Below are 23552 nucleotides of genomic sequence, written 5' to 3' on the forward strand. Positions count from 1 at the left end.
ACGCCGGCCTCGTTCCACGCGGCCAGCCGCCGCCAGCACGTCATCCCCGAGCCGAAGCCCAGCTCCTGCGGCAGGTACTCCCACTGGATGCCGGTATGCAGCACGAACAGGATCCCGCACAACGCCTGCCGGTCCGGCACCCGAGGCCGGCCCTCCACCAGCTTCGGCCCCGGCTCGGGCAGCAACGGCTCGATCAGCGACCACAGTTCGTCCGACACGATCCAAGGCCGCGACTGTCGTTTCCCCACGACCAGACCAACGACCCTCCACACCGAAAGTCACATGATCAACAACTTCTGTTAGGACCCCTTAGGCCGTCATCGGGCGGTCGTACGGCCCGATCGGCGCCGGCAGGCGTGACGTCCCGCCGGACAGCCGCCGGTCCACCGCCGCCGCCACGGCCCGCCCCTCCGCGATCGCCCACACGATCAGTGACTGCCCGCGCGACGCGTCCCCGGCGGCGTACACGCCGGGGACGCTCGTCTCGAAGTCCTCGTTCCGCGCGATCGTGCCGCGAGCGTCGAGTGCGAGTCCGAGCTGCTCGATGATCCCGTCCTTCCGGTCGGGCCCGGAGAAACCCAGCGCGAGCAGCACGAGGTCGGCGGGCAGCGTCCGATCCGAGCCCGGCAGCGGCCGGCGCCGCTCGTCGACCTCGACCAGATGCAGCTCCCGAACGTGCCCGGCCGCGTCTCCCGTGAAGCGGAGCGTGGACGCGGCGAACAGCCGCGCGTCCGCGTCCGCCGCCGGTGCCGTACGCAGATCGCGCGCCTCCTCGTGCGCCGCGGACAACCGGTAGATCTTCGGATAAGTCGGCCAGGGCTCGGCGTCCTGGTTCCGCTCCCGCTCCGGCTGCGGATAGATGTCGAGCTGGGTCACGGACGCGGCCTGTTCACGCACCGCCGTCCCCAGACAGTCCGCCCCGGTGTCCCCACCTCCCACGATCACCACGTGCTTCCCGGCCGCCGACAGCGGCGAGACCTCCAGATCTCCCTCGCACACCCGGTCCGCCAGCGGCAGATACTCCATGGCCTGATGGATCCCGGCCAGCTCGCGTCCCGGTACATCCAGTTCACGCCATGCCGTCGCGCCGGTCGCGATCACCACGGCGTCATACCGCGACCGCAACTCCGCCGCCCCGATGTCCTTCCCTATGACCGTGGACGTACGGAACTTCGTCCCCTCCGCACGCATCTGCTCCAGCCGGCGGTCGAGATGCCGCTTCTCCATCTTGAACGCCGGTATCCCGTATCGCAGCAGCCCCCCGATCCGGTCCGCCCGCTCGTAGACGGCCACGGTGTGCCCGGCCCGGGTGAGCTGCTGGGCCGCGGCAAGGCCCGCGGGCCCCGATCCGACGACCGCGACGGTGCGCCCCGACAGCCGCTCCGGCGGGCGCGGTGGTGCGAACCCCTCCTCCCAGGCCCGGTCGGCGATGGCCACCTCCACGTTCTTGATGGTGACCGCGGGCTGGTTGATGGCCAGCACGCAGCCCGCTTCGCAGGGAGCAGGGCACAACCGCCCCGTGAACTCCGGGAAGTTGTTCGTGGCATGCAGCCGGTCGCTCGCCGCCCGCCAGTCCTCGCGCGAGACGAGGTCGTTCCACTCGGGAATCAGGTTTCCGAGCGGGCAGGCGTCGTGGCAGAACGGGACCCCGCAGTCCATGCACCGGTTCGCCTGCCGACTGATGATCGGCAGCAGCGCACCGGGGACGTACACCTCGTTCCAGTCCCGCACCCGCTCCTCGACCGGCCTGCGCGGCCATTCCTCACGGGGCGTGGTCATAAAACCCTTGGGATCGGCCATCGCCGTCTCCCTTGCGTCCATACGGGATCGTCTCGTGCCACGATACGACGCCAGGGTCCCGTGCGCGCCTGACCACCTGGGTCCCCGCGACGGCTGATGCCTCAGGTGAGGGCCAGGACGTACGACACCGCGGCGCCGGCCGCGCGAGCGCCCGGACGTGGTTCCACAACGTCCACTCCCTCAGGTACGCGCGCCAGTACACGGCCGCCTCCGGAGAGCCGGGGTCCATCCGCAGCAGCGCGTCGTTGCGGGGGACGTTCGCCATGGCGGTCACTCCGAGGACACCTATGAGATACAAGGCACTGCCCACCAGCAGCGCCGCCTTCCCGTCGTCCGGCCAGAGCACGACCGTCACCACGGCGAGCACGGCGCACAGCATCGACGCCCCCAGGAAAATGATCATGAACGCCGGTGTCATCGCGGCCCTGTTGATCGCGTTCATCGCGGCAACCCCCTGCGCCGGAGGCAGTGAGCCGAGCCCCCTCATCACGAAGGTGGAGAACGCACAGGACACCCCCGCCACCAGCCCGGCCGCGAGCACCCCGATCGTGATCAGCACGAAGTAAGGCCCATCGATCATGTCAACTCCCCGCATGCTCCTCCCGGAACCCGGACGGCCCCGGATCACGCCGCCTCCCGCACACTCCACTCCCGCAACACCGCCTCCACACGTCCCGCGATGCGCCGTCGCGCCTCGGGCCGCGCCACGCCGTCCATCAGCATCTGGTCGTACGGCGTCTCCAGGTGCCGTACGGACGCCCGCACCGCTGCCGTGACCGCTTCCGGTGACAGCGCCCGTCCCGCCGCGCTGCGCCCGACCCGTCCGCTGCCCCGCACCGACGCATGCCCCGCGATCGCCCGCGCCCGCTCGGCCGGGCATCCGGGAAACAGTCGCCGGATCTCCGCTGCGAACGCCTCCGCGAACCGCGCGTCCTCCTCCGCCCGCCGCCGCGCGTCCCGCGCCCGCCGCCTGCGCCGCGCCTCCGCGTCCGCCAGGCACCGCTCCTCAGCCAGGGCGAGCGCAGCCTCCTCGACGAGCACACCCTGGCGCTCGTACCGGCCGCGGCGCCGGTTGAACCGCACCACCACTGCCGCCAGGCCGCTCGCCTCCCGCGCCCGCCGGGTCAGCGCCGTATCACCCCGCGGCAGGAACACCAGATGCCCGAGATCCGCGCACTCCAGGCACCACGGCTTCCCCTCCTCCAGCACCAGCAACGGCAACGGTCCCCTCCGGCACTCGGCACAGTGTCGCCGCTTGACCGGCTGAAAGACCAGAAGTGCGCCGCTCGGCGGGGGAGTTGGGGTCGGTGCCATATCCGTCTCCTTCCCCGTCCCTCCGGGCGCCGACCGCAACGGGCGCCGCTCGCCCTCTGGGCTTCTCCCGCCCGGGTTCCGCGGGTCACGTCGAAGCCCCTTCCCCGCTTCAGCGCCCCGCTCCCGGCCGAGCGCGGTACCGCCCACCTGAGACAAGCCATGAAGTGGGTTTGCCGTGGCGCGGCATCATGGGCCCTGTGCGACTCGAAGCGATCACCTGGGAACGGCTCGGCGACACCCTCGCCGACCGACTGCTCGACCTGAAGCCGGGCGACGGCAGCCCCTGGCCCCGCATCGCCTTCGACGGAGCCCCGGCCGCACGCCCCGGTGACCTAGCCCAGCGCGTGTCCGACGCCCTGCGCACACGTGGTCGGCCCGCGCTCGTCGTCGGCGCGGAGGGCTTTCTGCGGCCCGCGTCGGTCCGCCTCGAGCACGGCCGTCGGGACCTGGACTCCTACTATGACGGCTGGCTCGACACTGGCGCCCTGTGGCGCGAGGTCTTCGGCCCCCTCGAGCCCGGTGGTGACGGCCGTGTCCTGCCCGACCTCTGGGACCCGGTCACCGACCGCGCGACGCGCAGCCCCTACGTCCACCTTCCGCCCGGTGGCCTGCTGTTGCTCCACGGCCCCCTCCTCCTTCGGCACTGGTTCCCCTTCGACCTGACCGTCCACGTGCTCCTCTCACCGGGCGCGCTGCGCCGCCGTACGCCCGAGCCGGAACACTGGACCCTGCCCGCGTTCGAGCGCTACGAGGCGGAGACGGACCCGGGCGCCGTCGCCGACGTGCTGATCCGCGCGGACGATCCCCGCCACCCGGCCTGGAACGGCTGATCACACACCCACCCGACGGCGTGAGCCGCCTCCTGCGCGCTCCTGCCGTCCGGTGGTTCCAGGTGCGTCTGGCCGAACGCCCGGCGAGAATTGAAGTGCGCCGGGACCTGCGGTGCGTCCCGTGCCGCGCCGGCGTCCGCATCGGGAGGTACCCATGACCACCGCCGGAGACATCATGCACCGTGGTGCCCAGTGGATCCCCGCCCATGAGACGCTGGACCGCGCCGCCCAGCTGATGCGCGAACTCAACGTCGGCGCCCTGCCCATCAGCGACGAGAACGAGCGGCTCTGCGGCATCCTCACCGATCGCGACATCGTCGTCGGCTGCGTGGCCATGGGCCACGACCCCTCGCGCGTGACCGCGGGCGACCTGGCCAAGGGCACCCCGCGCTGGATCGACGCGGACGCCGATGTCGACGACGTGCTGCACGAGATGGAGGAGCACCAGATCAGGCGGCTTCCCGTCATCCACAACAAGCGCCTCGTCGGCATGATCAGCGAGTCCGACCTCGCCGGGCACCTGACGGATGATCAGCTCGCCACCTGGGTGGAGAGTGTCTACGCGAGGACGGCCTCGCGTTGACCCGGCAACTCGCCGCGAGCCGCGCCGGGGTCACAGCCAGTCGTTGCGCTTGAACCCCCGGTACAGCACCAGGCAGGCCACGGCTATCACGACGAGGACCAGCGGGTAACCGAACTTCCAGTGCAGCTCCGGCATGAAGGCGAAGTTCATGCCGTAGACCCCGGTGACCATGGTGGGCACCGCGATCAGCGCGGCCCAGGCCGTGATCTTCCGCATGTCCTCGTTCTGCGCGACGCTCACCTGGGCGAGATGCGCCTGCAGGATCGAGTTGAGCAGCTCGTCGAACGCGGCAATCTGCTCGGTGGCGCGCAGCAGATGGTCGGAGACGTCCCGGAAGTACGCCTGTATCTCCGGGTCGATCACCCGGATCGGCCGGGTGGCCAGCTCCTGGATGGGACGGTCCAAAGGTGCCACCGCACGTTTCAGCTCCAGAAGTTCACGCTTGAGCTGGTAGATGCGTCCCGGATCCAGGCGCGCGCCGTTCTCCGCGAACACGCCCGTCTCGACCTGGTCGATGTCCTCCTGGACCGCGTCCGTGACGCTGAGGTAGTCGTCCACCACATGGTCCGCGATCGCGTGCAGCACCGCGGCCGGCCCCTTCGCGAGCTGTTTGGGATCGGCCTCCAGTTCCTCCCGCAGCGGGCCGAGCGAACCGTGCCGGCCGTGCCGCACCGTGATGACGAAGGCGGGGCCGATGAACACCATGATCTCGCCGGTGTTCACCACCTCGCTCGTCGCCGTCAACTCTTTGTGCTCCACGTAGCAGACGGTCTTGAACACCGCGAACAGCGTGTCCCCGTACCGCTCGAGCTTCGGACGTTGATGCGCCTCCACAGCGTCCTCGACCGCCAGCGGGTGCAGGTCGAAGAGTTCGGCGATGCCCGCGAACTCCTGGTCCGTCGGCTCGTGCAGTCCCAGCCAGACGAAACCGTCGTCACTCTTGCGCACCCGCTCCACGGCCTCGACGAGATCGCCGGCTTCTGGAACGCGCACGCCGTCCTGATAGATCACGCAGTTGACCACCGCAGAGCCCAGCGGCGAACGGGCGGGGTGGCTCAGATCGACGCGCGCACGGCGCCGCCCCAACCGTGCCACCTTGCGGAGGCCGCCGACCCTGCCGAGACTCGTGACCTTCCGCAGATTCCCTGCCATGGACATCTGGATCTCCTTGCGTGGATCTCCTCGCGCCGCACTCTGCGCCGTCGCGAGCCAGTCTGCCAGTCCGCCGCGATCGCCGGAGAAGCCTGTGGAAACGGAACATTCCGCTTTGCCGCCTGTGCTGTCCGCCGCTCTGGGCGGGGCGGGGAGGCCCTGCGGAGCGTCGCCCCGCACGCACCGGCACGCCGACTGCGATGATCTCCGCATGACGCACAACGACGGGTACCTTCTCGACAACCGGCAGACCGAGGCCGGCCGGCGGTTCGAGGCGTTGTCCGCCCTTTTCGACCCCGCGACCTTCCGCCACATCGAGGGGTTCGGCATCGGACTCGGCTGGCGGTGCTGGGAGGTCGGCGCCGGCGGCACCTCCGTGATCTCCTGGCTCGCCAAGAAGGTCGGGCCGACCGGGCAGGTCGTCGCGACCGACATCGACACCTCGTGGGCGGCCCAGGCCGCGCAGCCTCCGATCGAGGTCCGCACTCACGACGTGGGCACGGAAGAGCCCCCCGGCGAGGACTTCGACCTCGTGCACGCCCGGCTTGTCCTCGTACATGTCCCCGACAGGGACAGGGCCTTGGCCTCCATGGTCAAGGCCCTGCGCCCCGGCGGACGCCTCCTGATCGAGGACGCGGACCCGGCGCTGCAGCCCCTGAGCTGCCCGGACGAGTACGGCCCCGAGCAGCGGCTCGCCAACCGCCTGCGCGAGGGCTTCCGTACCCTGCTCGCCGAACGCGGCGCCGACCTCTCCTACGGCCGCAGACTCCCGCGTCTGCTGAGGGAGGCGGGTCTCAGCCGGGTCGAGGCCGACGCCTACTTCCCGCTCACCTCTCCGGCCTGTGCGGCGCTCGAATCCGCGACGATCCGGCAGATCCGCGACCAGCTGGTTTCCGCGGGCCTCGCCACGGAGGAGGACATCGACCGCCACTTGGCCAACGTCGCCTCCGGCACGATGGACCTGGCGACCGCTCCGATGATCTCGGCGTGGGGCCGCAAGGAGTAAGGGCCGGGAGGTAAGGGGAAAGGGCCGTCGCCGGAGACGGCGGAGCCTGCCCTGGCTACCGCACGCTCCTCATGGGTCTTCCTCCCACTGTCTCCACCGCCACCGCACCCGCCTCACACCCTTCCGTCGCCGCCTCCTCCGGCTCGGCCCCCGCGAGCAGCGCGGCCAGAAACGCCCCGGTGAACGCGTCCCCCGCGCCCGTCGTGTCCCGGGGCGAGGCCGGGGCCGCCGGGATCCGGGCGACGATCGCCCCCGACGCGGCCACCAGTGCTCCCCGCGCACCCTGTTTGGTGACGACCAGGGGCACATGGCGGCTCAGCTTGACCGCCGCGTCCGCCGGGTCGGGCAGTCCGGTCAGCAGACACGCCTCGTCCCGGCTGGGCAGCAGGACGTCGACGCCCTCGGCGAACGCCAGGAACCGGTCGACGCCCAGCTCGGTGAGGAACCCCGCCGACGCCGGATCGAGGCTCACCGGCACTTCACGCGCGCGTGCCGCCTCAAGGGCGACCGTCGCCAGCGCCCGGCTGGGCTCGGAGAACAGCAGGTAGCCCGACAGGTGCAGCCGTACGACACCGTCGAGCAACTCGTCCGACCAGTCACCGGGGGCCAGCCGCAGCGACGCCCCGCTGTCCGTGAGGAACGTCCGCTCCGCCGAGGCAGCTGTGTCCACCAGACAGATCACAGTCCCCGTAGGGGCCTCGGGGTCGACGACCAGATGTGGCCGCACGCCCGACTCCGTCAGCTCCCGCTCGTGCCAGGCGGCGGAATCGGCCCCGACGCGTCCGAGCAGCCGCACGTCCGGACAGCCCCACCGAGCCGCCCAGCACGCCACGTTCGCGCCCGCGCCACCGGGCAGCGTGCGGATGACGGCCGCAGTGTCCGTACCCGACGCGAGCGGGCCGAGGTGCCGTGCGACGACATCCGTGACGACGTCCCCGACGACCAGCAGAGCCCCGTTCACGCCCCCGCCCAGGCCACCGCGATTCGCGCCGCGAGCCGCACGTTCCCCTGCACCGCCGCCAGATTGGCGCTGAGCGAGGCGCCGTCGGTGTGCCGCACCAGATAGTCCAGCAGGAACGGTGTGACCGCCTGACCGGTGACCCCTTCCTCGCCACACGCGGTCAGCGCGTCGGCGAGCACGCGCGCGTGAAGCTCCGGATCGAGCTGCTCCGCCTCCGGTACCGGATTGGCGACGATGAGCGCCGACTGGGGGGCGCCGAGCACGTCCTGCGCCCGCATGACCTCCGCCACCTGCCCGGGCGTCTGAAGCGTCCAGTCGACCGGATGGCCGGAGTCGGACAGGTAGAAGCCCGGGAAGCGATCCGTGCGATATCCGGCGACCGCCACACCCAGCGTCTCCAGGCGCTGAAGCGTCGCAGGCACGTCCAGGATCGACTTCACGCCGGCGCAGACCACGGTGATCCTGGTCCGCGCCAGCAGGCCAAGGTCGGCAGACTCGTCCTGGGTCACCGTCCACTCCCGATGCACTCCGCCCAGCCCGCCCGTGGCGAACACCCGTACGCCCGCGAGGGAGGCCAGCAGCGCCGTCGCGGACACGGTCGTAGCCCCGCTGACGCCAGCCGCCACCGCGAGGGGCAGATCGCGATGGCCCAGTTTGCGGATCCCGTCCTCGTTCGCGACCCGCTCCACCTGATCCTTGCCGAGGCCGACATGGGGCCGCCCGTCCAGCACCGCGATCGTCGCCGGTACGGCGCCCTCCTGCCGGACCACGTCCTCCAACTCCAGCGCGACCTGGAGATTGCGCGGGCGCGGCAGCCCATGCGCGATGATCGTCGACTCCAGAGCTACCACGGGCCGACGGGCGGCGAGTGCCTCCCGTACCTCTTCGGACACCACCAGCACGCGCCTGCCTCCTGTCTCCGGCTCTTCTCTCATCTCTGGCGGGCGGCGCACCCGGCCAAACCCTTGCGAGGTCAGAGAGGGAACACCACCTGGGCGCATGACGGTGGTGGGCCGGATCAGAACAGCGGTTCCGGCAGGACCCCTTCGAGCGCCAGCAGCTTCCGCTTGGTCTCCAGACCCCCTCCGAACCCACCGATGCCGCCGCCGCTCTCGACCACGCGGTGGCACGGCACCACCACCGGCAGCGGATTCGATCCCATCGCCACACCCACAGCCTGGGCGGCGCCCGGCTGACCGACCCGGCCGGCCAGGTCGCCGTACCCCACCACCGTCCCGTACGGCACACCGGAAGCCAGCTCGCGCAGTACCTGGCGGTTGAAGCCGGTGATCAGAGACCAGTCCAGGGGCAGCGCGAAGTCGTGCAGTCTGCCCGCGAAGTACGCCGTCACCTGGCGTACGGCCTCGGCGAGCAGCGGTGAGCGGGGATCCTCCACGGGCTCGGTCCCGAGCCGGGACGCGAGTCGCTCCAGGGCCTTGTCGCGCACGGCGTCCGAGGCGTGGAACACCACGTTCACCAGGCCCTCGCGTGTGGCGGCCAGCAGCAGAGGGCCGATGTCGGTGGGGACGACGGTCCACACCAGCTGCTGCTCGTACTGCCCATGACTGTCCATACGCCCACCGTACGGCGCGGCACTGACAACGGCCCTGGGCGGAGACAGGGCGGCGCGGTGCGCCGGCGGACGTACCTCGTCCCCGTTCAGTGAGCGCCGATCACGGCCTGAACCACGTCGGGTGCGTTCGTGATGATGCCGTCCACGCCGAAGCCGGACACCCGTCGGGCCGCCTCCGCAGTGTCGACGTTCCAGGCGAACACCTTCATCGGCCGGTCGTGTGGCCCCTTGAGGGCGTGGACCGCGGCGACGTAGCGGGTGGAGAGCTTGGTCTGCGTCGAGTTGATCTGGTCGGCGAACCGCGAGTACAGCGGCAGCTCCGTGGCGGGCGGCGTGCCCAGGTACGCGGTTGTGATCCCTGGGCGCAGGTCGTGGACCATCCGCACGCTGTCCGCGCTGAAACTCTGGACGATCAGTCGGTTCCGGAGATGGTCCGCGTCGAGCCAGCCCTCGTTGCCGAGCAGCTTCAGGATCTGCCGCTCGAGTCCCGGATACAGCTCCGGGTTCTTGATCTCCAGGAGCAGGTTCTGGTGATGCTGGGACACCCGCTCCATGTACTGCCGCAGCGTCGGCACGCGCGCGCCCGCGTACTGGGGGCCGAACCAGCTTCCCGCATCCAGGAGTGCGATCTCGGCGGCAGTGAAGTCTTTCACCCGCCAGGGCGACCGGCCGGGGAACAGCTGCTTGACGTCGGTCGTGCGCTCCAGCGTGGCGTCGTGGAGGACGACGAGTCGGCCGTCTCGGGTGCGCTGCACGTCGTTCTCGACCCAGCTGAAGCCCATGGCGGCCGCCTTGTCTACGGCGGCCAGCGTGTTCTCCGGCGCGTACGCCGAAGCGCCGCGGTGCGCGATGACGACCGGGCTCTGGTCGCCTGTGGCGCTGGCGTGCCGGGTGGGCAGTATGGCGACGCCGAACCCGAACAAGGCGATGATCGTGGCGACGGCGACACGCGCGTACATGCTCACTCCTGGTGCCGGATTGGACACGGAAAGCAACAGAATGGCAGCACGGAGCTCGGTGGGTCGGCCACAGCAAGGACGCAAACGGACCGGGAATGCCTGACACTGGGCACATGCGCCGCACAAGTGCGGGAGCGCCGTGATTCTTTGCCGGAAAATCGTTCGACCGTCCCGGTGAGGGTCATACTCTCTGCCTCAGCCCTGACCGTCGTCACGGCTGGGGACGGGGGGTATTTTCCGGAATTCAGAGACGTCAGGGTGGGAAGGGCAGCCGCGCATGCAGGGCACCGTCGACGGCTTCAGCTACGGACTCGTCACACCGGTGGTGGCGTACCTCATGGCCAGCCTCGGCGGCGCGCTCGGTCTGCGCTGCACCACCAGATCGATGCTCGTCGCCCAGTCCTGGAGGGCCGGCTGGCTCGCCCTGGGATCGGCCGCCATCGGATCCGGAATATGGACCATGCACTTCGTCGCCATGATGGGGTTCACCGTCAAGGGGACCCCCATCCACTACGACAAGGCGATCACCTTCGCGAGCCTCGGCGTCGCCATCGTCATGGTGGGGATCGGCGTCTTCATCGTGGGCTACCGGGGCGCGACCGGAGTGGCGCTCTTCACCGGCGGCACCATCACGGGTCTGGGCATCGCCTCGATGCACTATCTGGGGATGGCCGGGATGCGCCTGCACGGCGTGCTCGAGTACAACACCCTCACCGTCGCCGCCTCCGTCGTCATAGCGGTCGTCGCCGCGACCGCCGCTCTGTGGGCCGCCGGACAGATCCGCGGATTCCTCTGGAGCATCGGCGCGAGCCTCGTCATGGGACTCGCCGTCAGCGGCATGCACTACACCGGCATGGCCGCCGTCAGCGTCCACCTGCACGGCGCCGCCGGAAGCCCGGGCGGTGACTCGCCCGCGTCCCTGCTCGCCCCCTTGATGATCGGCCCGATCGTCCTCCTGGTCCTGGCCGGTGCCGTCGTGCTCTTCGACCCGATGATGGTCATGGGCAAACCCGACCGGATCGTTGAGCGCAAGCCCGGCGTACCGGCTCACCCCGAGCTGGCCCCCACGGGCACGGGCCGCCGTCCGCTGTCCCGCTCCGGCCCGCGCGCCGGACACAGGGGCTCCCGCACCTCCCAGGACTGGTGACCGGCCCCCGTTGTCAGTGCGGGGTCGTACGGTGGATTCCATGCGGCCCGTTTCACACATCGAACGCACGGTGGCGCCCTTCGAGGTCGTCAGCCCATACCAGCCGAGTGGTGACCAGCCCACGGCCATCGCCGAGCTGGAAAAGCGCATCCGGGCAGGTGAGAAGGATGTCGTCCTGCTGGGCGCGACCGGAACCGGCAAGTCCGCGACCACCGCGTGGATGATCGAGCGGCTCCAGCGCCCCACCTTGGTGATGGCGCCGAACAAGACGCTGGCCGCCCAGCTGGCCAACGAGTTCCGCGAGCTGTTGCCGAACAACGCGGTCGAGTACTTCGTCTCGTACTACGACTACTACCAGCCCGAGGCATACGTCCCTCAGTCGGACACGTACATCGAGAAGGACTCCTCGATCAACGAGGAGGTGGAGCGCCTTCGCCACTCCGCCACCAACTCGCTGCTCACCCGTCGTGACGTGGTCGTGGTCGCCTCCGTCTCCTGCATCTACGGCCTCGGTACTCCTCAGGAGTACGTGGACCGGATGGTCAGTCTGAGAGTCGGCGACGAGATCGACCGCGACGAGCTGCTGCGCCGCTTCGTCGACATCCAGTACACGCGCAACGACATGGCGTTCACGCGCGGCACCTTCCGGGTGCGCGGTGACACCATCGAGATCTTCCCGGTCTACGAGGAGCTGGCCGTCCGGATCGAGATGTTCGGCGACGAGATCGAGGCCCTGTCCACCCTCCACCCGCTCACCGGCGAGGTCATCAGCGACGACGAGCAGCTGTACGTCTTCCCGGCCTCCCACTACATCGCCGGCCCCGAGCGCATGGAGCGGGCCATCAGGGGCATCGAGAAGGAGCTGGAGGAGCGCCTCGCCGAGCTGGAGAAGCAGGGCAAGCTCCTCGAGGCCCAGCGACTGCGGATGCGCACGACGTACGACATCGAGATGCTCCGCCAGATCGGCACCTGCTCCGGCGTGGAGAACTACTCGATGCACTTCGACGCCCGCGAGCCCGGCTCCGCGCCGAACACGCTGCTGGACTACTTCCCGGAGGACTTCCTGCTCGTCATCGACGAGTCGCACGTCACCGTGCCGCAGATCGGTGCCATGTACGAGGGCGACGCCTCCCGCAAGCGCACCCTCGTCGAGCACGGTTTCCGGCTGCCCTCCGCACTGGACAACCGCCCGCTGAAGTGGGAGGAGTTCCAGGAGCGCATCGGCCAGACCGTGTACCTGTCGGCGACCCCGGGAACGTACGAGCTCTCCCGCTCGGACGGCGTCGTCGAGCAGATCATCCGCCCCACCGGCCTCATCGATCCCGAGGTGGTGGTCAAGCCCACCGAGGGTCAGATCGACGACCTGGTGCACGAGATCCGCAAGCGCACCGAGAAGGACGAGCGCGTCCTCGTCACCACCCTCACCAAGAAGATGGCCGAGGACCTGACCGACTACTTCCTGGAACTCGGCATCCAGGTGCGCTACCTGCACAGCGACGTCGACACCCTGCGCCGTGTCGAGCTGCTGCGGGAGCTGCGGTCGGGCGAGTTCGACGTCCTGGTCGGCATCAACCTCCTCAGGGAGGGACTCGACCTTCCGGAGGTCTCCCTGGTGGCGATCCTCGACGCCGACAAGGAGGGCTTCCTGCGCTCGGGCACCTCGCTGATCCAGACCATCGGCCGCGCGGCGCGCAACGTCTCCGGTCAGGTCCACATGTACGCCGACAAGATCACCCCGGCGATGGAGAAGGCCATCGACGAGACCAACCGCCGCCGGGAGAAGCAGGTCGCGTACAACACGGCGAACGGCATCGATCCGCAGCCGCTCCGCAAGAAGATCAACGACATCGTGGCGCAGATCGCCCGCGAGGACGTCGACACGGAACAGCTGCTGGGCACGGGCTACCGCAAGACGAAGGACGGCAAGGGCGTCAAGAGCCCGGTGCCCGCGCTCGCCAATCACGCCGTCAAGGGGGCCAAGTCGGCCAAGGGCAAGGCGAAGGCCAAGGAGACGGTCCCGACCGACCGCCCGGCCGCCGAACTCGCCGAGCAGATCGAGGAGCTGACCGAGCGGATGCGCGCCGCCGCCGCGGACCTGCAGTTCGAGATCGCGGCCCGGCTGCGCGACGAAGTCTCCGAGATGAAGAAGGAACTGCGCCAGATGAGGGAGGCGGGCCTGGCCTGACGTCCCCGCCACCGTGCCGGACCCCGGCACACGCGCGGTGTGTTGCAAGACCGACACAAAGCGCGAGCCGGGGTTCGGCACTGTCAGTGCCGCTGCGTAGGGTTTTGACATCCGCGGAGTCCGCGGCCAACAGGGGACGCTCGAGAGGGGAACAGCGCGTGACCGTCAACTTGACCAAGGGTCAGGCCATCAGTCTTCAGAAGAACGACGGAGGCACGCTGACCGCGGTGCGCATGGGGCTCGGCTGGCAGGCCGCTCCCCGACGCGGGCTGTTCGGTTCGCGCACCCGGGAGATCGACCTGGACGCGTCTGCAGTCCTGTTCGCGGACAAGCAGCCCGTGGACGTGGTCTTCTTCCGCCACCTCGTGAGCGACGACGGTTCCGTCCGGCACACCGGTGACAACCTCGTCGGCGGTGTGGGGCAGGGCGGCGACGACGAGGCGATCCTCGTCGACCTGCAGCGCGTCCCGGTCCACATCGACCAGATCGTCTTCACCGTGAACTCGTTCACGGGCCAGACGTTCCAGGAGGTGCAGAACGCGTTCTGCCGCCTCGTCGACGAGACCAACGGCCAGGAACTGGCCCGCTACACGCTCGCGGGCGGTGGCGCCTACACCGCGCAGATCATGGCGAAGGTGCACCGTGCCGGCGGGGGCTGGACGATGACGGCTCTCGGCACCCCGGCCAACGGCCGCACCTTCCAGGACCTGATGCCGGCGATCCTGCCGCACCTGTAGGCGGCCGGACGCGCCCGGCACAAGAAGCGACACAGGGGGACGAGGCGATGACGGCCGAGCTGGTCCGGGGACAGAACCAAGCGCTTCCCCAGGTCCGACTTGAGGTCCGGGTGTCGGCCGGCACGCCGATCGTGGCCGGGGCCACGCTCAGCGACGAGCAGGGCAGGGTGCCCGGCACCGAGTGGGTGGCCCATCCGGGCAAGCCCATCCTGCCGGGTCTGGAGGTTTCCAGGCAGGCGGCAGCCGACCACCGCCTCGCCTTCGACCTGGACGCCCTGCCGGAGCGCGTGCATCGGGTGACGGTGCTGCTGGCCCTGCCGATCGGCATCGGCGGTCCGGTGCGGTTCGGCGCCCTCGCCGCCCCCTCCGTGGCGGTCACCGGCCTCGACGGCTCACAGGTCGCCAGCTACAGCATCACCGGCCTGGACTCCGAGTCCGCCGTCATCGCGCTGGAGCTCTACCGCAGGCAGGGTGGCTGGAAGGTGCGTGCGGTCGGCCAGGGGTACGCGGGCGGGCTCGCCGCGCTCTTCACGGACCAGGGCCTGCCCGAAGCCCGGCAGCTCGCGGACGGCATCAACGAAGCAGTGGCCCAGGGCCTGGCACGCTCGGTGGCCCCGCCTCCGCCGCGCCTGCCCAAGGGCGACCGCACACGGCAGGCGACCGCCCCTGCGCCTCCTCAGGGACCGCCCGGCGCCGAGGCGCCGGCGCAGCACCAGGGGCCCTCCGGCGTACCGCAGCAGGAATCGCCGTACGACGTCACCGACGCCCCGATCCCTGTCGCACAACCCGCTCTCGGCGGGCCGGTCGACTACCACCACCCCGGTCGCCACGCCACGCCGCCGCCCCCGCCCTGCGCCCCGGCGGGTCAGGCCGCGCAGCCGGTCGCGGGCGACGCGACCGGCTGGTCCATGGAGGAGCGCCTGTACAACCAGGTGTGGGGCATGTTCGAGGACCTGGCGCGTACGGTGGCCGCCTACCGCAGCGCTGTCGACTTCGCCGACTCGCGCCTGGAGCAGGAGCTGGACAAGGCTCTGGCCGATCCGCGCGCGCGCCTCGGCGGGCAGGGCGACGCCGCACGCGACGCTGCCGAGGCCAAGCACGCCCACCTCGTCAACCAGGCGAGAGCCGCGCTCGACCGCGACCTCACTCAGCTCATCGCCGAGTCCGATGTCCTCGAACCGGCGCTGCCCGAGGCGTTCGCACGCTGGGACAGCCCCGTCTGGCAGGGGCACCGGGTACCGAGGGACCTTCCCATGGCAGTGCGCCTCGGGGACCTGCACTTGCCCGAGAGCGAGAGCCTCCGCATTCCCATGCTGGTCAGGCTGCCCCTGCAGCGCGGTCTGTGGATCGACAGCGGCCGTTCCGGATCCCCTGACCCGCTCGTGGACCCGGACGAGCTGCGCCGCCTCGCGATGGATATCGCGGTCACCCACGCGTCCCGGCTTCTTGCCGTGTACCCGCCCGGCGCGTTCGCGGTGCACGTCATCGACCCGGCGGGCGCCGGCGCTTCCGCGCTCGCGCCCCTTGTGCACTCCGGGGTGCTCGCCGCTCCGCCTGCCGTCGGCGCCTCGGGGGTGGCCGACGTGCTGACCCGGCTCACCCAGCGCGTCGACCTTGTGCACATGGCGGTGCGGGGCGGCGCGTCCGACTCCCTGCCCCCCGGCCTCGACACGGCCCAGCAGCTGCTGATCGTCAACGACTTCCCGCACGGCTTCGACGACCGGGCCGTGAACCAGCTGCGCTACCTCGCGGACGAAGGCCCGGACGTGGGTGTCCATCTGATGATGGTCGCCGACCAGGACGACGCCGCCGCCTACGGGCCGCTGCTCGACCCGCTCTGGCGTTCACTGCTGCGGCTCACCCCGGTGCCCGACGACCACCTCGCGGACCCCTGGGTGGGCCACGCCTGGACCTACGAGCCGCCGCGGCTTCCGAGCGGCAGCCAGGTGCTCGACCGGGTGCTCACCCAGGTCGCCCAGGCCCGACGCTCCTGGAACCGCTGAGGCGTCCCCCCTGTTTGCTGGGATACGGAAGGCACTTGACCAGCAACGTTGACCTTTCTTTTGCCAATCGCTTTACCTTCTCTTGGTGATTCGCGTACCGTTGGTGGCACGGAGGGGAGTACTCCCTATCTGCTGCGGCGCACCCGTCAGTACGGATCAGGCCAGATCCCGGGGCGTCGGCCCACCGAACCGGGCGCCCCGCGCCTGCGCCGGTGGGTGGAAGAGACCTCCGGTGGCGACGACGCCGACATCTGCCGTGACGTACGTACTGCCGGAGGGTGCAGTGGATGTTTCGATGACCCTGTGGGTCCTGACGATCGTGGGCCTTGCCGCCCTGATCGCGGTCGACTTCTTCATAGGCCGCAAGCCGCACGACGTATCGATCAAGGAAGCCGGGATCTGGACGGTCGTCTGGATCGCCCTGGCGGCCCTGTTCGGGTTCGGCCTGCTCGTCTTCGGCGGCGGTCAGCCCGCCGGGGAGTTCTTCGCCGGCTTCATCACCGAGAAGTCGCTCAGCGTCGACAACCTCTTCGTCTTCGTCCTGATCATGGCGAAGTTCGCGGTGCCGTCGCAGTACCAGCAGCGCGTACTCCTCGTCGGGGTGCTCATAGCCCTGGTCCTGCGGGCGGTCTTCATCGCTGCGGGCGCCGCGATCATCGCGTCCTTCTCCTGGGTCTTCTACCTGTTCGGTGCGTTCCTGATCTGGACTGCCTGGAAGCTGATACAGGAGGCGCGGGCCGATGAGGCGGACGAGGAGTACGAGGAGAACAAGCTGCTGAAGGCCGCCGAGCGCCGCTTCGGCGTGGCCGACCGTTACCACGGCACCAAGCTGTGGATACAGCAGAACGGCAAGCGGGTCATGACGCCGATGCTGGTGGTGATGCTGGCGATCGGCACCACCGACGTACTGTTCGCGCTCGACTCCATTCCGGCGATCTTCGGGCTGACGCAGGACCCGTACATCGTCTTCACGGCCAACGCGTTCGCGCTGATGGGTCTGAGGCAGCTGTACTTCCTCATCGGCGGCCTGCTCAGGAAGCTGGTCCACCTGTCCTACGGCCTGTCGATCATCCTGGGCTTCATCGGCGTCAAGCTGGTGCTGCACGCGCTCCACGAGTCCGGGGTCCACGTCCCCGAGATCTCCATCCCGGTCTCCCTCGGCGTGATCTGTGGCGTACTGATCGTCACGACGATCACCAGCCTGATCGCCTCCCGGAAACAGGAGGCAGCGGCTGACGCGACACACAAGGCCAAACAGAGCAATGCCAAGGACAGCGTCGAGGCCTGACAGCCGCGGCCGATACGGCTGACAGGGGTGGCCAGCACCTTGCCGGGCACCCCTCCGGACGACCGTGCCGGGCGTGCCCGGCGCGGGGACGAACCCAGGAGGTGCCATGACCGACTCGGTGACGTTCATACAGACCGCAGCCGCCATCGGGGCCACACGATGGGCAGAAGCCGGAATGCGGGCTCCGGGCGCGTCTGGGACGATCGCCGCATGATCGTGGGGCTTCGGTCACTCGCGGCGCGGTGGGCGGCCGCCGTGCCGGTGGCCGCCGTGGTCCTGCTGGCCCTCACCTGGGGCCGTGCCGTGCCCGGCGCGGTCGTCACGGTGATCACATTCGTCCTGGCCGGGTCCGTGCTGGCCGCGGTCCACCATGCCGAAGTGGTGGCGCATCGGGTCGGCGAGCCGTTCGGCTCGCTCGTTCTCGCCGTCGCCGTCACGATCATCGAGGTCGGGCTCATCGTCGCCCTGATGACGGACGGCGGAGCCAAGAGCGCGACCCTGGCCCGGGACACCGTCTTCGCGGCCGTGATGATCACCTGCAACGGCGTCGTCGGGCTGTGCCTGCTTGTCGCCTCACTGCGCCACGGAATCGCGGTCTTCAACCCCGAGGGCACCGGCGCGGCCCTGGCCACCGTCGCGACGCTCGCCACCCTCAGCCTGGTCCTGCCGACGTTCACCACCAGCAAGCCCGGCCCGGAGTTCTCCCCGGCCCAGCTCACCTTCGCCGCGCTCTCCTCACTGGTCTTGTACGGCCTGTTCGTGGCGACCCAGACCGTGCGCCACCGCGACTACTTCCTCCCCATCACCCGGCACGGCGAGGTGATCCACGCGGACGACCACGCCGAAGCGCCGTCCGCGCGTACCGCGGCCCTGAGCCTGGGTCTGCTCGGCCTCGCCCTCGTCGGGGTCGTCGGGCTCGCCAAGGGAGTGTCGCCCACCATCGAATCCGGGGTGGCGGCGGCCGGGATGCCGCAGGCCGTCGTCGGGGTCGTCATCGCGCTGCTCGTGCTGCTGCCCGAGACCATCGCCGCGTTGCGGTCGGCGCGCCGCGACCGGGTGCAGACCAGCCTCAACCTGGGTCTCGGCTCCGCGCTGGCCAGTATCGGTCTGACCATCCCGGCGGTCGCCCTGGCGAGCCTGTGGCTGCCCGGACCTCTTGTCCTCGGCCTCGGCCCGGTGCACATGGTGCTGTTGGCGCTGACCGTGGTGGTGAGCTCTCTGACGGTGGTGCCGGGGCGGGCCACACCGCTTCAAGGCGGGGTTCATCTGGTGGTGTTCGCGGCGTACCTGGAGCTGGCGGTCAACCCGTAGTCCAGGCACAACAGGCGACCATCGTCGTGCCCCAGCGCCTCATCCGCGGGCCGGCTCCGACACAGGAACGTGCACCGGGCGGGTCTCCGGCAGCAGTGCGAAGCACCCGAGGCTGAGCAGGGCCATGGCCGTCAGGTAGGCGCCGACACCCCAGGGCACCCGGCCCCCGCGCTCGGCCAGCGTGGTGGCCACGATCGGGGTGAGGGCGCCGCCGAGTACGCCGCCCAGGTTGTACCCCACGGCCGCACCCGTGCAGCGCACCCGGGGCTCGAACAGCTCCGGCAGATAGGCGGCGATCACGGCGAACATCATGATGAGGGCCAGCCCCGCCCCCAGAAACCCCAGGAACATCAGCAGGGGCTCGCCCGTGGCGAGCAACGCCACCATGGGGAACATCCACAGAGCGGCGCAGGCACAGCCCGTCAGACACAGTGGACGCCGCCCGCAACGGTCACCCACGAGGGCGAACAGCGGGGTCAGGATCCCCTGCACCACGACGGTGGCCATGACGCAGGCCAGCATGACCGTGCGGCTCACGCCGAGCCGCTCCGTGGCGTACGCCAGGGACCAGGTCGTCGTGGTGTAGAAGACCGCGTACCCGATCGCGAGTGCGCCGGCCGTCAGCAGGACGAGCCGCCAGTGGCGTCGCACGACCTCGACGAGTGGCACGCGCGCGTGGTCGTCGATGTCCAGGAAGAGGGGGCTCTCGGCGAGCGCGCTGCGCAGCCACAGGCCTGCCGTCGCGAGCACCCCCGCGGCCCAGAAGGGGATCCGCCACCCCCAGGAGGCGAACTGCGCGTCCGACAGCGTCGCCGACAGCCCCAGCATCACGCCATTGGCCAGCAGGAAACCCAGCGACGGGCCGATCTGCGGAAAGCTGGACCACAACACGCGCCGCCCGGCGGGCGCGTGCTCCACGGTCAGCAGCACCGCACCGCCCCACTCCCCGCCGAGCCCCAGACCCTGGAGAAAGCGCAGAACCAGAAGGAGCACGGGAGCGGCCGTGCCGATCGCCTCGTACGTCGGAAGACAGCCGACCGCCACCGTCGCCGTGCCGGTCAGCAGCAGGGAGGCGATGAGAACCGGCCGTCTCCCACGCCGGTCCCCGATGTGCCCGAACAGCACCGAGCCGAGCGGCCGCGCCACGAAACCGACCCCGAAGGTCCCGAACGCCGCCAGTGTGCCCGCCGCCGGGGAGAACGTCGGGAAGAACAGCGGGCCAAGGACCAGGGCGGCCGCGGTCCCGTAGACGAAGAAGTCGTAGAACTCGACGGCGGTTCCGGCGAGCGAGGCGGCCGCGAGCCGGAGCATGGAAGGAGCCCTTACCGAGCGTGCATCGTGCATGCCGGATCAACTACCCACCGTAACAACCCGCTACGGGGGCGCACGGGGGCTCGGTGCCGGGACCGATGAGGCGGGCGTGCGCCCGAGCGAACGGCGCGGTCAGTGGGTGACGGTGATGCGCCAGGCGGGACCCTCCGCGCGCACGGCGCCTGCCCCAGCCCGCACCGGGCCCGGTCACGCGCTCGGCGCATCGTGATAGACCGGGGGCTGATCAGCGGTCCGCCAAGGACCGGAAGACCTGAAACGGACCGGAGGAAATGTGCCCCGCACCCTCGCCGACGCCCCGATCATGATCCTCAACGGCCCCAACCTGAACCTTCTAGGGCAGCGCCAGCCGGAGATCTACGGCTCCGACACGCTGGCGGACGTCGAGGCGCTGTGCGTGAAGGCGGCGGCCGCCTACGGCGGCTCCGTGGACTTCCGGCAGTCCAACCACGAGGGCGAGCTGGTGGAGTGGATCCACGAGGCGCGCCTGAACCACGCCGGGATCGTGATCAACCCGGCCGCCTACTCGCACACCTCCGTCGCGATCCTCGATGCCCTCAACACCTGTGACGGGCTGCCGGTGGTGGAGGTCCACATCTCCAACATCCACCAGCGTGAGCAGTTCCGGCACCACTCCTACGTATCCCTGAGGGCCGACGGGGTCATCGCCGGGTGCGGGGTGCAGGGCTACGCGTTCGCGGTGGAGCGGGTCGCGACGCTCGCGGGGGCGGGGCGGACGGAGGCGTGACCGCGGGGGAGCAGCCCCCGCCTCAGAGCCGCCGCGCCTCCACGATCCGGTGCAGGAAGCGCCGTGTGCGCTCCTGCTGCGGATCGCCGAAGACCTGCTCGGCAGTACCGCGCTCCAGTACCACGCCGCCCTCCAGGAAGCAGACCTGGTCCGCGACCTCGCGGGCGAAGCCCATCTCGTGGGTGGCGAGCACCATGGTCATGCCGTCGTTCTTCAGGTCCCGGACCACGCTGAGGACCTCGCCCACGAGTTCCGGGTCGAGGGCCGCGGTGATCTCGTCCAGGAGCAGCAGCCGGGGGCGTACGGCAAGCGCCCGCACGATCGCGACGCGCTGCTGCTGGCCCCCGCTGAGCCGGTCCGGGTACTCGGTCGCCTTGGCGGCGAGTCCGAGCCGCTCCAGCAGATCGCGGGCGTGCTCCTCGGCCGTCGCCCGGGCGACGCCGTGCACCCGGCGGGGGGCGAGCGTGATGTTCTCCAGGACGGTCATGTGCGGAAAGAGGTTGTACGCCTGGAAGACGACGCCGATCCGGCGTCGTACGGCGTCCTGGTCGACACGCGGGTCGGTGATCTCCTCGCCGTCCAGCCAGATGGCGCCGTCGTCGATCGCCTCCAGAAGGTTCGCGCAGCGCAGCAGCGTCGACTTGCCGGAGCCGGAAGCGCCGATCAGGGCCGTCACCGTGTGCGGGGCGACCTCCAGATCGACGTTCCGCAGAACGACCGAGTCGCCGAAGGTCTTGCGGACGGACTCCATACGCAGCACGGGGGTGCCGCCCGGCGCCCCGGATGCGGCATTGGACTTCTCGGGGATGTCGCTCACAGGTTCCCTCCCTGCGCCCGCCGCCGGTCCATCCGGGCGGTCACCCAGTCCGTGAAGCGGGTCATCGGGATGGTCAGCGCCACGAAGACGAGCCCCGCGACGATGTACGGCGTGTAGTTGAGGCTCCGGCCCACGATGATGTCCGAGGCCCGGACGGCGTCCACCGCGCCGCCGATCGAGACCAGTCCCGTGTCCTTCTGGAGCGACACCAGATCGTTGAGCAGGGGCGGCACCTGGCGGCGTACTGCCTGGGGGAGCACCACATGACGCAGCGCCTGGCGGTTCGTCAGGCCGAGGGAGCGGGCCGCGGCGCGCTGCGAGGGGTGGACGGACTCGATGCCGGCTCGGAACACCTCGGCCACGTAAGCCGAGTACGTGAGTGTGAGCGCCGTCCCGCCGAGCAGCACGGGGTCGACGGTGACGCCCTGCAGCCGTAGCGCGGGCACGCCGAGGACCACGATCATCAGATTGATGATCAGGGGCAGCCCGCGGAAGAAGTCCGTGTAGGCGGCGGCCAGGACACGCAGCGGGAAGAACACCGGCCCGCGCAGAGTGCGGGCGACGGCGATCAGCATGCCGAGGACGAGGACCGCGACACCGCACACCAGCAGCAGACGCACGTTGAGCCACAGCCCGTCGAGGACCTTCGGGAGCGCCTCGCGCGCGTAGTGCGCGTTGAAGAACGTCTCCTTGGTGCGCGGCCAGCCGGGCGCGTTGACGACGATCAAGTAGACGACGGCCGCGGTGACGAGCGTCGACAGTGCCGCGATCGCGGTGGCGCGCCGGGCGCGTGCGCGCTTGTGGCGCTCGCGCTCGATCCGCCGCTGCGAGGGGACGTACGTGTCGTCCCCGCCGGGCACGACCCCCCTGCTCGGCATACCGGCTTCGCCGGAGTCCTCTCCGGATTCCTCCTCGACGACGGTCACTTGAGCACCGGAGCGTCGACGGCGTCGGACAGCCACTGCTTCTCCAGCTTCGCCAGGGTGCCGTCCTTGCGCAGGGCGTCCACGGCGGAGCTCACGCACGGGGTGAGCGCGCTGCCCTTGTCGAGGACGAGCCCGAACTGCTCGGGCGTCCCGCCCTGGTTCTCGAACTGGCCGACGATCTTCGCGTCGGTCACCTCGGCCGCGGTGATGTAGAAGGCGGTGGGCAGGTCGGTGACGATGGCGTCCACCTGACCGTTCTTCAGGGCCGACTTCGCCTGGTCGTTCTTGGCGTACGCGGCCGGCTGCTGCTTCGGCTTCACCACGTCGGTGATGTAGTCGAGGCTCGTGGTGCCGACCTGCGCACCCAGCTTGACGTCCTTCAGCTCCGCGATGCTCTTCGCCTTCGCGGCCTTGGAACCCTTCAGGGCGATGACGGCCTGGCGGACGTCGTAGTAGCCGGAGGAGAAGTCCACGGCTTTCTTGCGCTCGGCACTGATCGACACCTGGTTGATGTCGAAGTCGAAGGTCTTCTCCCCAGGCGCGAAGGCCTTGTTGAAGGGGACGGTCTGCCACACGACGGCGCTCTGTCCGTAACCGAGCTGCTGCGCCACGGCGTAGGCGACGGCCGACTCGAAGCCCTTGCCGTTGGCCGGCTTGTCGTCCTTGAACCAGGGCTCGTAGGCGGGCTCGTCGGTCGCGATCGTCAGCTTTCCGGACGTCTTCGTGGCCAGCTTGCCCTTTGCGCACGTCTGGGCGCCCGTCCCGGAGGCCTTGGAGGAAGCGTTCTCCTCCGGCTGCGGGGCGCAGCCCACGGCGAGGGCTAGCAGGGCGACGGTGGCGCTGGACGCGGCGCGGCGCAGGGCGCGTTGGGCGAGATGCATGG

The 23552-nt window shown here is 70.2% G+C and carries 22 protein-coding genes and 1 pseudogene; 10 read left to right on the top strand and 13 right to left on the bottom strand.

All coding sequences use genetic code 11. From position 1 onward, the window contains the following. The 4 genes and pseudogenes from ACFYZE_RS33580 to ACFYZE_RS33595 all read right to left on the bottom strand — a co-directional run. On the bottom strand, positions 1 to 221 hold a 221-nt coding region (locus ACFYZE_RS33580; protein WP_389002811.1), incomplete at its 3' end, for a transposase. An 88-nt stretch (positions 222 to 309) separates the two neighbouring features. After that, the gene (locus tag ACFYZE_RS33585; protein ID WP_389002664.1) at positions 310 to 1800 is read right to left on the bottom strand and encodes a glutamate synthase subunit beta; all 1491 of its coding nucleotides are present in this window, start codon (positions 1798 to 1800) and stop codon (positions 310 to 312) included. A gap of 101 nt (positions 1801 to 1901) precedes the next feature. Next, a pseudogene (locus tag ACFYZE_RS33590) lies at positions 1902 to 2380 on the bottom strand (DUF1772 domain-containing protein). A 44-nt stretch (positions 2381 to 2424) separates the two neighbouring features. Beyond that, positions 2425 to 3114: a DUF2293 domain-containing protein gene (locus ACFYZE_RS33595; RefSeq protein ID WP_389002667.1), complete on the bottom strand. Its 690-nt coding sequence runs from the start codon at positions 3112 to 3114 to the stop codon at positions 2425 to 2427. A gap of 188 nt (positions 3115 to 3302) precedes the next feature. On the opposite strand from ACFYZE_RS33595, the gene ACFYZE_RS33600 reads away from it, so the two are divergent. Beyond that, a complete protein-coding gene (locus ACFYZE_RS33600; RefSeq protein ID WP_389002669.1) occupies positions 3303 to 3944 on the top strand; it encodes a uridine kinase in 642 nt (213 codons plus the stop codon). Positions 3945 to 4098: 154 nt separating this feature from the next. Then, positions 4099 to 4527, top strand: a complete 429-nt coding sequence (locus ACFYZE_RS33605; protein WP_389002672.1) for a CBS domain-containing protein — start codon at positions 4099 to 4101, stop codon at positions 4525 to 4527. A 30-nt stretch (positions 4528 to 4557) separates the two neighbouring features. Here ACFYZE_RS33605 and corA read toward each other — a convergent pair whose 3' ends face one another. Beyond that, positions 4558 to 5685 (bottom strand): magnesium/cobalt transporter CorA, encoded by a 1128-nt coding sequence (gene corA, locus ACFYZE_RS33610; RefSeq protein ID WP_389002675.1) that lies wholly within the window; start codon positions 5683 to 5685, stop codon positions 4558 to 4560. Between the two features lie 205 nt (positions 5686 to 5890). Here corA and ACFYZE_RS33615 point away from each other — a divergent pair, with 205 nt between their 5' ends. Beyond that, positions 5891 to 6685: a methyltransferase domain-containing protein gene (locus ACFYZE_RS33615; RefSeq protein ID WP_389002678.1), complete on the top strand. Its 795-nt coding sequence runs from the start codon at positions 5891 to 5893 to the stop codon at positions 6683 to 6685. 55 nt (positions 6686 to 6740) lie between these two features. Here the strand turns inward: ACFYZE_RS33615 and ACFYZE_RS33620 are convergent, their stop codons facing one another. The 4 genes from ACFYZE_RS33620 to ACFYZE_RS33635 form a co-directional block, all read right to left on the bottom strand. Then, on the bottom strand, positions 6741 to 7646 hold the full coding sequence (locus ACFYZE_RS33620) for a carbohydrate kinase family protein (RefSeq protein WP_389002681.1): 906 nt from the start codon (positions 7644 to 7646) through the stop codon (positions 6741 to 6743). Beyond that, the gene (locus tag ACFYZE_RS33625) at positions 7643 to 8548 is read right to left on the bottom strand and encodes a pseudouridine-5'-phosphate glycosidase (RefSeq protein WP_389002684.1); all 906 of its coding nucleotides are present in this window, start codon (positions 8546 to 8548) and stop codon (positions 7643 to 7645) included. The genes ACFYZE_RS33620 and ACFYZE_RS33625 overlap by 4 nt, the downstream gene beginning before the upstream one ends. Positions 8549 to 8664: 116 nt before the next feature. After that, on the bottom strand, positions 8665 to 9219 hold the full coding sequence (locus ACFYZE_RS33630; protein ID WP_389002687.1) for a methylated-DNA--[protein]-cysteine S-methyltransferase: 555 nt from the start codon (positions 9217 to 9219) through the stop codon (positions 8665 to 8667). Positions 9220 to 9305: 86 nt separating this feature from the next. Next, positions 9306 to 10178 (bottom strand): glycerophosphodiester phosphodiesterase, encoded by an 873-nt coding sequence (locus ACFYZE_RS33635; protein ID WP_389002690.1) that lies wholly within the window; start codon positions 10176 to 10178, stop codon positions 9306 to 9308. Between the two features lie 277 nt (positions 10179 to 10455). On the opposite strand from ACFYZE_RS33635, the gene ACFYZE_RS33640 reads away from it, so the two are divergent. From ACFYZE_RS33640 to ACFYZE_RS33665, 6 genes are all read left to right on the top strand, one after another. Then, on the top strand, positions 10456 to 11325 hold the full coding sequence (locus ACFYZE_RS33640; RefSeq protein ID WP_389002693.1) for an MHYT domain-containing protein: 870 nt from the start codon (positions 10456 to 10458) through the stop codon (positions 11323 to 11325). Positions 11326 to 11365: 40 nt separating this feature from the next. Beyond that, positions 11366 to 13510: an excinuclease ABC subunit UvrB gene (gene uvrB, locus ACFYZE_RS33645; RefSeq protein ID WP_389002696.1), complete on the top strand. Its 2145-nt coding sequence runs from the start codon at positions 11366 to 11368 to the stop codon at positions 13508 to 13510. A gap of 158 nt (positions 13511 to 13668) precedes the next feature. Next, positions 13669 to 14247 carry a TerD family protein gene (locus tag ACFYZE_RS33650; protein WP_389002699.1) on the top strand — a complete coding sequence of 193 codons (579 nt, stop codon included), beginning with the start codon at positions 13669 to 13671 and terminating at the stop codon, positions 14245 to 14247. Between the two features lie 47 nt (positions 14248 to 14294). Continuing rightward, complete coding sequence (locus ACFYZE_RS33655) at positions 14295 to 16250, top strand: TerD family protein (RefSeq protein ID WP_389002702.1); 1956 nt, start codon at positions 14295 to 14297, stop codon at positions 16248 to 16250. A 283-nt stretch (positions 16251 to 16533) separates the two neighbouring features. Then, entirely contained in the window at positions 16534 to 17538 is a 1005-nt protein-coding gene (locus tag ACFYZE_RS33660; RefSeq protein WP_389002705.1) for a TerC family protein, read from the top strand. Between the two features lie 210 nt (positions 17539 to 17748). Further along, the gene (locus ACFYZE_RS33665; protein WP_389002708.1) at positions 17749 to 18849 is read left to right on the top strand and encodes a calcium:proton antiporter; all 1101 of its coding nucleotides are present in this window, start codon (positions 17749 to 17751) and stop codon (positions 18847 to 18849) included. A 39-nt stretch (positions 18850 to 18888) separates the two neighbouring features. Here the strand turns inward: ACFYZE_RS33665 and ACFYZE_RS33670 are convergent, their stop codons facing one another. Next, positions 18889 to 20160 carry an MFS transporter gene (locus ACFYZE_RS33670; RefSeq protein WP_389002711.1) on the bottom strand — a complete coding sequence of 424 codons (1272 nt, stop codon included), beginning with the start codon at positions 20158 to 20160 and terminating at the stop codon, positions 18889 to 18891. 292 nt (positions 20161 to 20452) lie between these two features. Here ACFYZE_RS33670 and aroQ point away from each other — a divergent pair, with 292 nt between their 5' ends. Beyond that, on the top strand, positions 20453 to 20926 hold the full coding sequence (gene aroQ / locus ACFYZE_RS33675; protein WP_389002714.1) for a type II 3-dehydroquinate dehydratase: 474 nt from the start codon (positions 20453 to 20455) through the stop codon (positions 20924 to 20926). Positions 20927 to 20948: 22 nt separating this feature from the next. Here the strand turns inward: aroQ and ACFYZE_RS33680 are convergent, their stop codons facing one another. The 3 genes from ACFYZE_RS33680 to ACFYZE_RS33690 all read right to left on the bottom strand — a co-directional run bounded on the left by ACFYZE_RS33680 (position 20949) and on the right by ACFYZE_RS33690 (position 23550). Next, a complete protein-coding gene (locus ACFYZE_RS33680) occupies positions 20949 to 21677 on the bottom strand; it encodes an amino acid ABC transporter ATP-binding protein (protein ID WP_389002814.1) in 729 nt (242 codons plus the stop codon). Between the two features lie 62 nt (positions 21678 to 21739). Beyond that, positions 21740 to 22669 (bottom strand): amino acid ABC transporter permease, encoded by a 930-nt coding sequence (locus ACFYZE_RS33685; RefSeq protein WP_389002717.1) that lies wholly within the window; start codon positions 22667 to 22669, stop codon positions 21740 to 21742. Next, entirely contained in the window at positions 22666 to 23550 is an 885-nt protein-coding gene (locus ACFYZE_RS33690) for an ABC transporter substrate-binding protein (protein ID WP_389002720.1), read from the bottom strand. The genes ACFYZE_RS33685 and ACFYZE_RS33690 overlap by 4 nt, the downstream gene beginning before the upstream one ends. Between the last annotated feature and the right edge of the window lie 2 nt (positions 23551 to 23552).

It is taken from the genome of Streptomyces sp. NPDC001796, assembly GCF_042892355.1.
In the GTDB taxonomy this organism is placed as follows: domain Bacteria; phylum Actinomycetota; class Actinomycetes; order Streptomycetales; family Streptomycetaceae; genus Streptomyces.

What these genes read in the sequence shown, in the direction of transcription:
- ACFYZE_RS33615 (WP_389002678.1), top strand. Translation starts at nt 5,891, where the DNA reads ATGACGCACAACGACGGGTACCTTCTCGACAACCGGCAGACCGAGGCC.
- ACFYZE_RS33635 (WP_389002690.1), bottom strand. Translation starts at nt 10,178, where the DNA reads ATGTACGCGCGTGTCGCCGTCGCCACGATCATCGCCTTGTTCGGGTTC.
- ACFYZE_RS33655 (WP_389002702.1), top strand. Translation starts at nt 14,295, where the DNA reads ATGACGGCCGAGCTGGTCCGGGGACAGAACCAAGCGCTTCCCCAGGTC.
- ACFYZE_RS33690 (WP_389002720.1), bottom strand. Translation starts at nt 23,550, where the DNA reads ATGCATCTCGCCCAACGCGCCCTGCGCCGCGCCGCGTCCAGCGCCACC.
- ACFYZE_RS33600 (WP_389002669.1), top strand. Translation starts at nt 3,303, where the DNA reads ATGGGCCCTGTGCGACTCGAAGCGATCACCTGGGAACGGCTCGGCGAC.
- ACFYZE_RS33605 (WP_389002672.1), top strand. Translation starts at nt 4,099, where the DNA reads ATGACCACCGCCGGAGACATCATGCACCGTGGTGCCCAGTGGATCCCC.
- ACFYZE_RS33670 (WP_389002711.1), bottom strand. Translation starts at nt 20,160, where the DNA reads ATGCTCCGGCTCGCGGCCGCCTCGCTCGCCGGAACCGCCGTCGAGTTC.
- ACFYZE_RS33630 (WP_389002687.1), bottom strand. Translation starts at nt 9,219, where the DNA reads ATGGACAGTCATGGGCAGTACGAGCAGCAGCTGGTGTGGACCGTCGTC.
- ACFYZE_RS33665 (WP_389002708.1), top strand. Translation starts at nt 17,749, where the DNA reads ATGATCGTGGGGCTTCGGTCACTCGCGGCGCGGTGGGCGGCCGCCGTG.
- uvrB (WP_389002696.1), top strand. Translation starts at nt 11,366, where the DNA reads ATGCGGCCCGTTTCACACATCGAACGCACGGTGGCGCCCTTCGAGGTC.
- corA (WP_389002675.1), bottom strand. Translation starts at nt 5,685, where the DNA reads ATGTCCATGGCAGGGAATCTGCGGAAGGTCACGAGTCTCGGCAGGGTC.
- ACFYZE_RS33585 (WP_389002664.1), bottom strand. Translation starts at nt 1,800, where the DNA reads ATGGCCGATCCCAAGGGTTTTATGACCACGCCCCGTGAGGAATGGCCG.
- ACFYZE_RS33640 (WP_389002693.1), top strand. Translation starts at nt 10,456, where the DNA reads ATGCAGGGCACCGTCGACGGCTTCAGCTACGGACTCGTCACACCGGTG.
- ACFYZE_RS33680 (WP_389002814.1), bottom strand. Translation starts at nt 21,677, where the DNA reads ATGGAGTCCGTCCGCAAGACCTTCGGCGACTCGGTCGTTCTGCGGAAC.
- ACFYZE_RS33595 (WP_389002667.1), bottom strand. Translation starts at nt 3,114, where the DNA reads ATGGCACCGACCCCAACTCCCCCGCCGAGCGGCGCACTTCTGGTCTTT.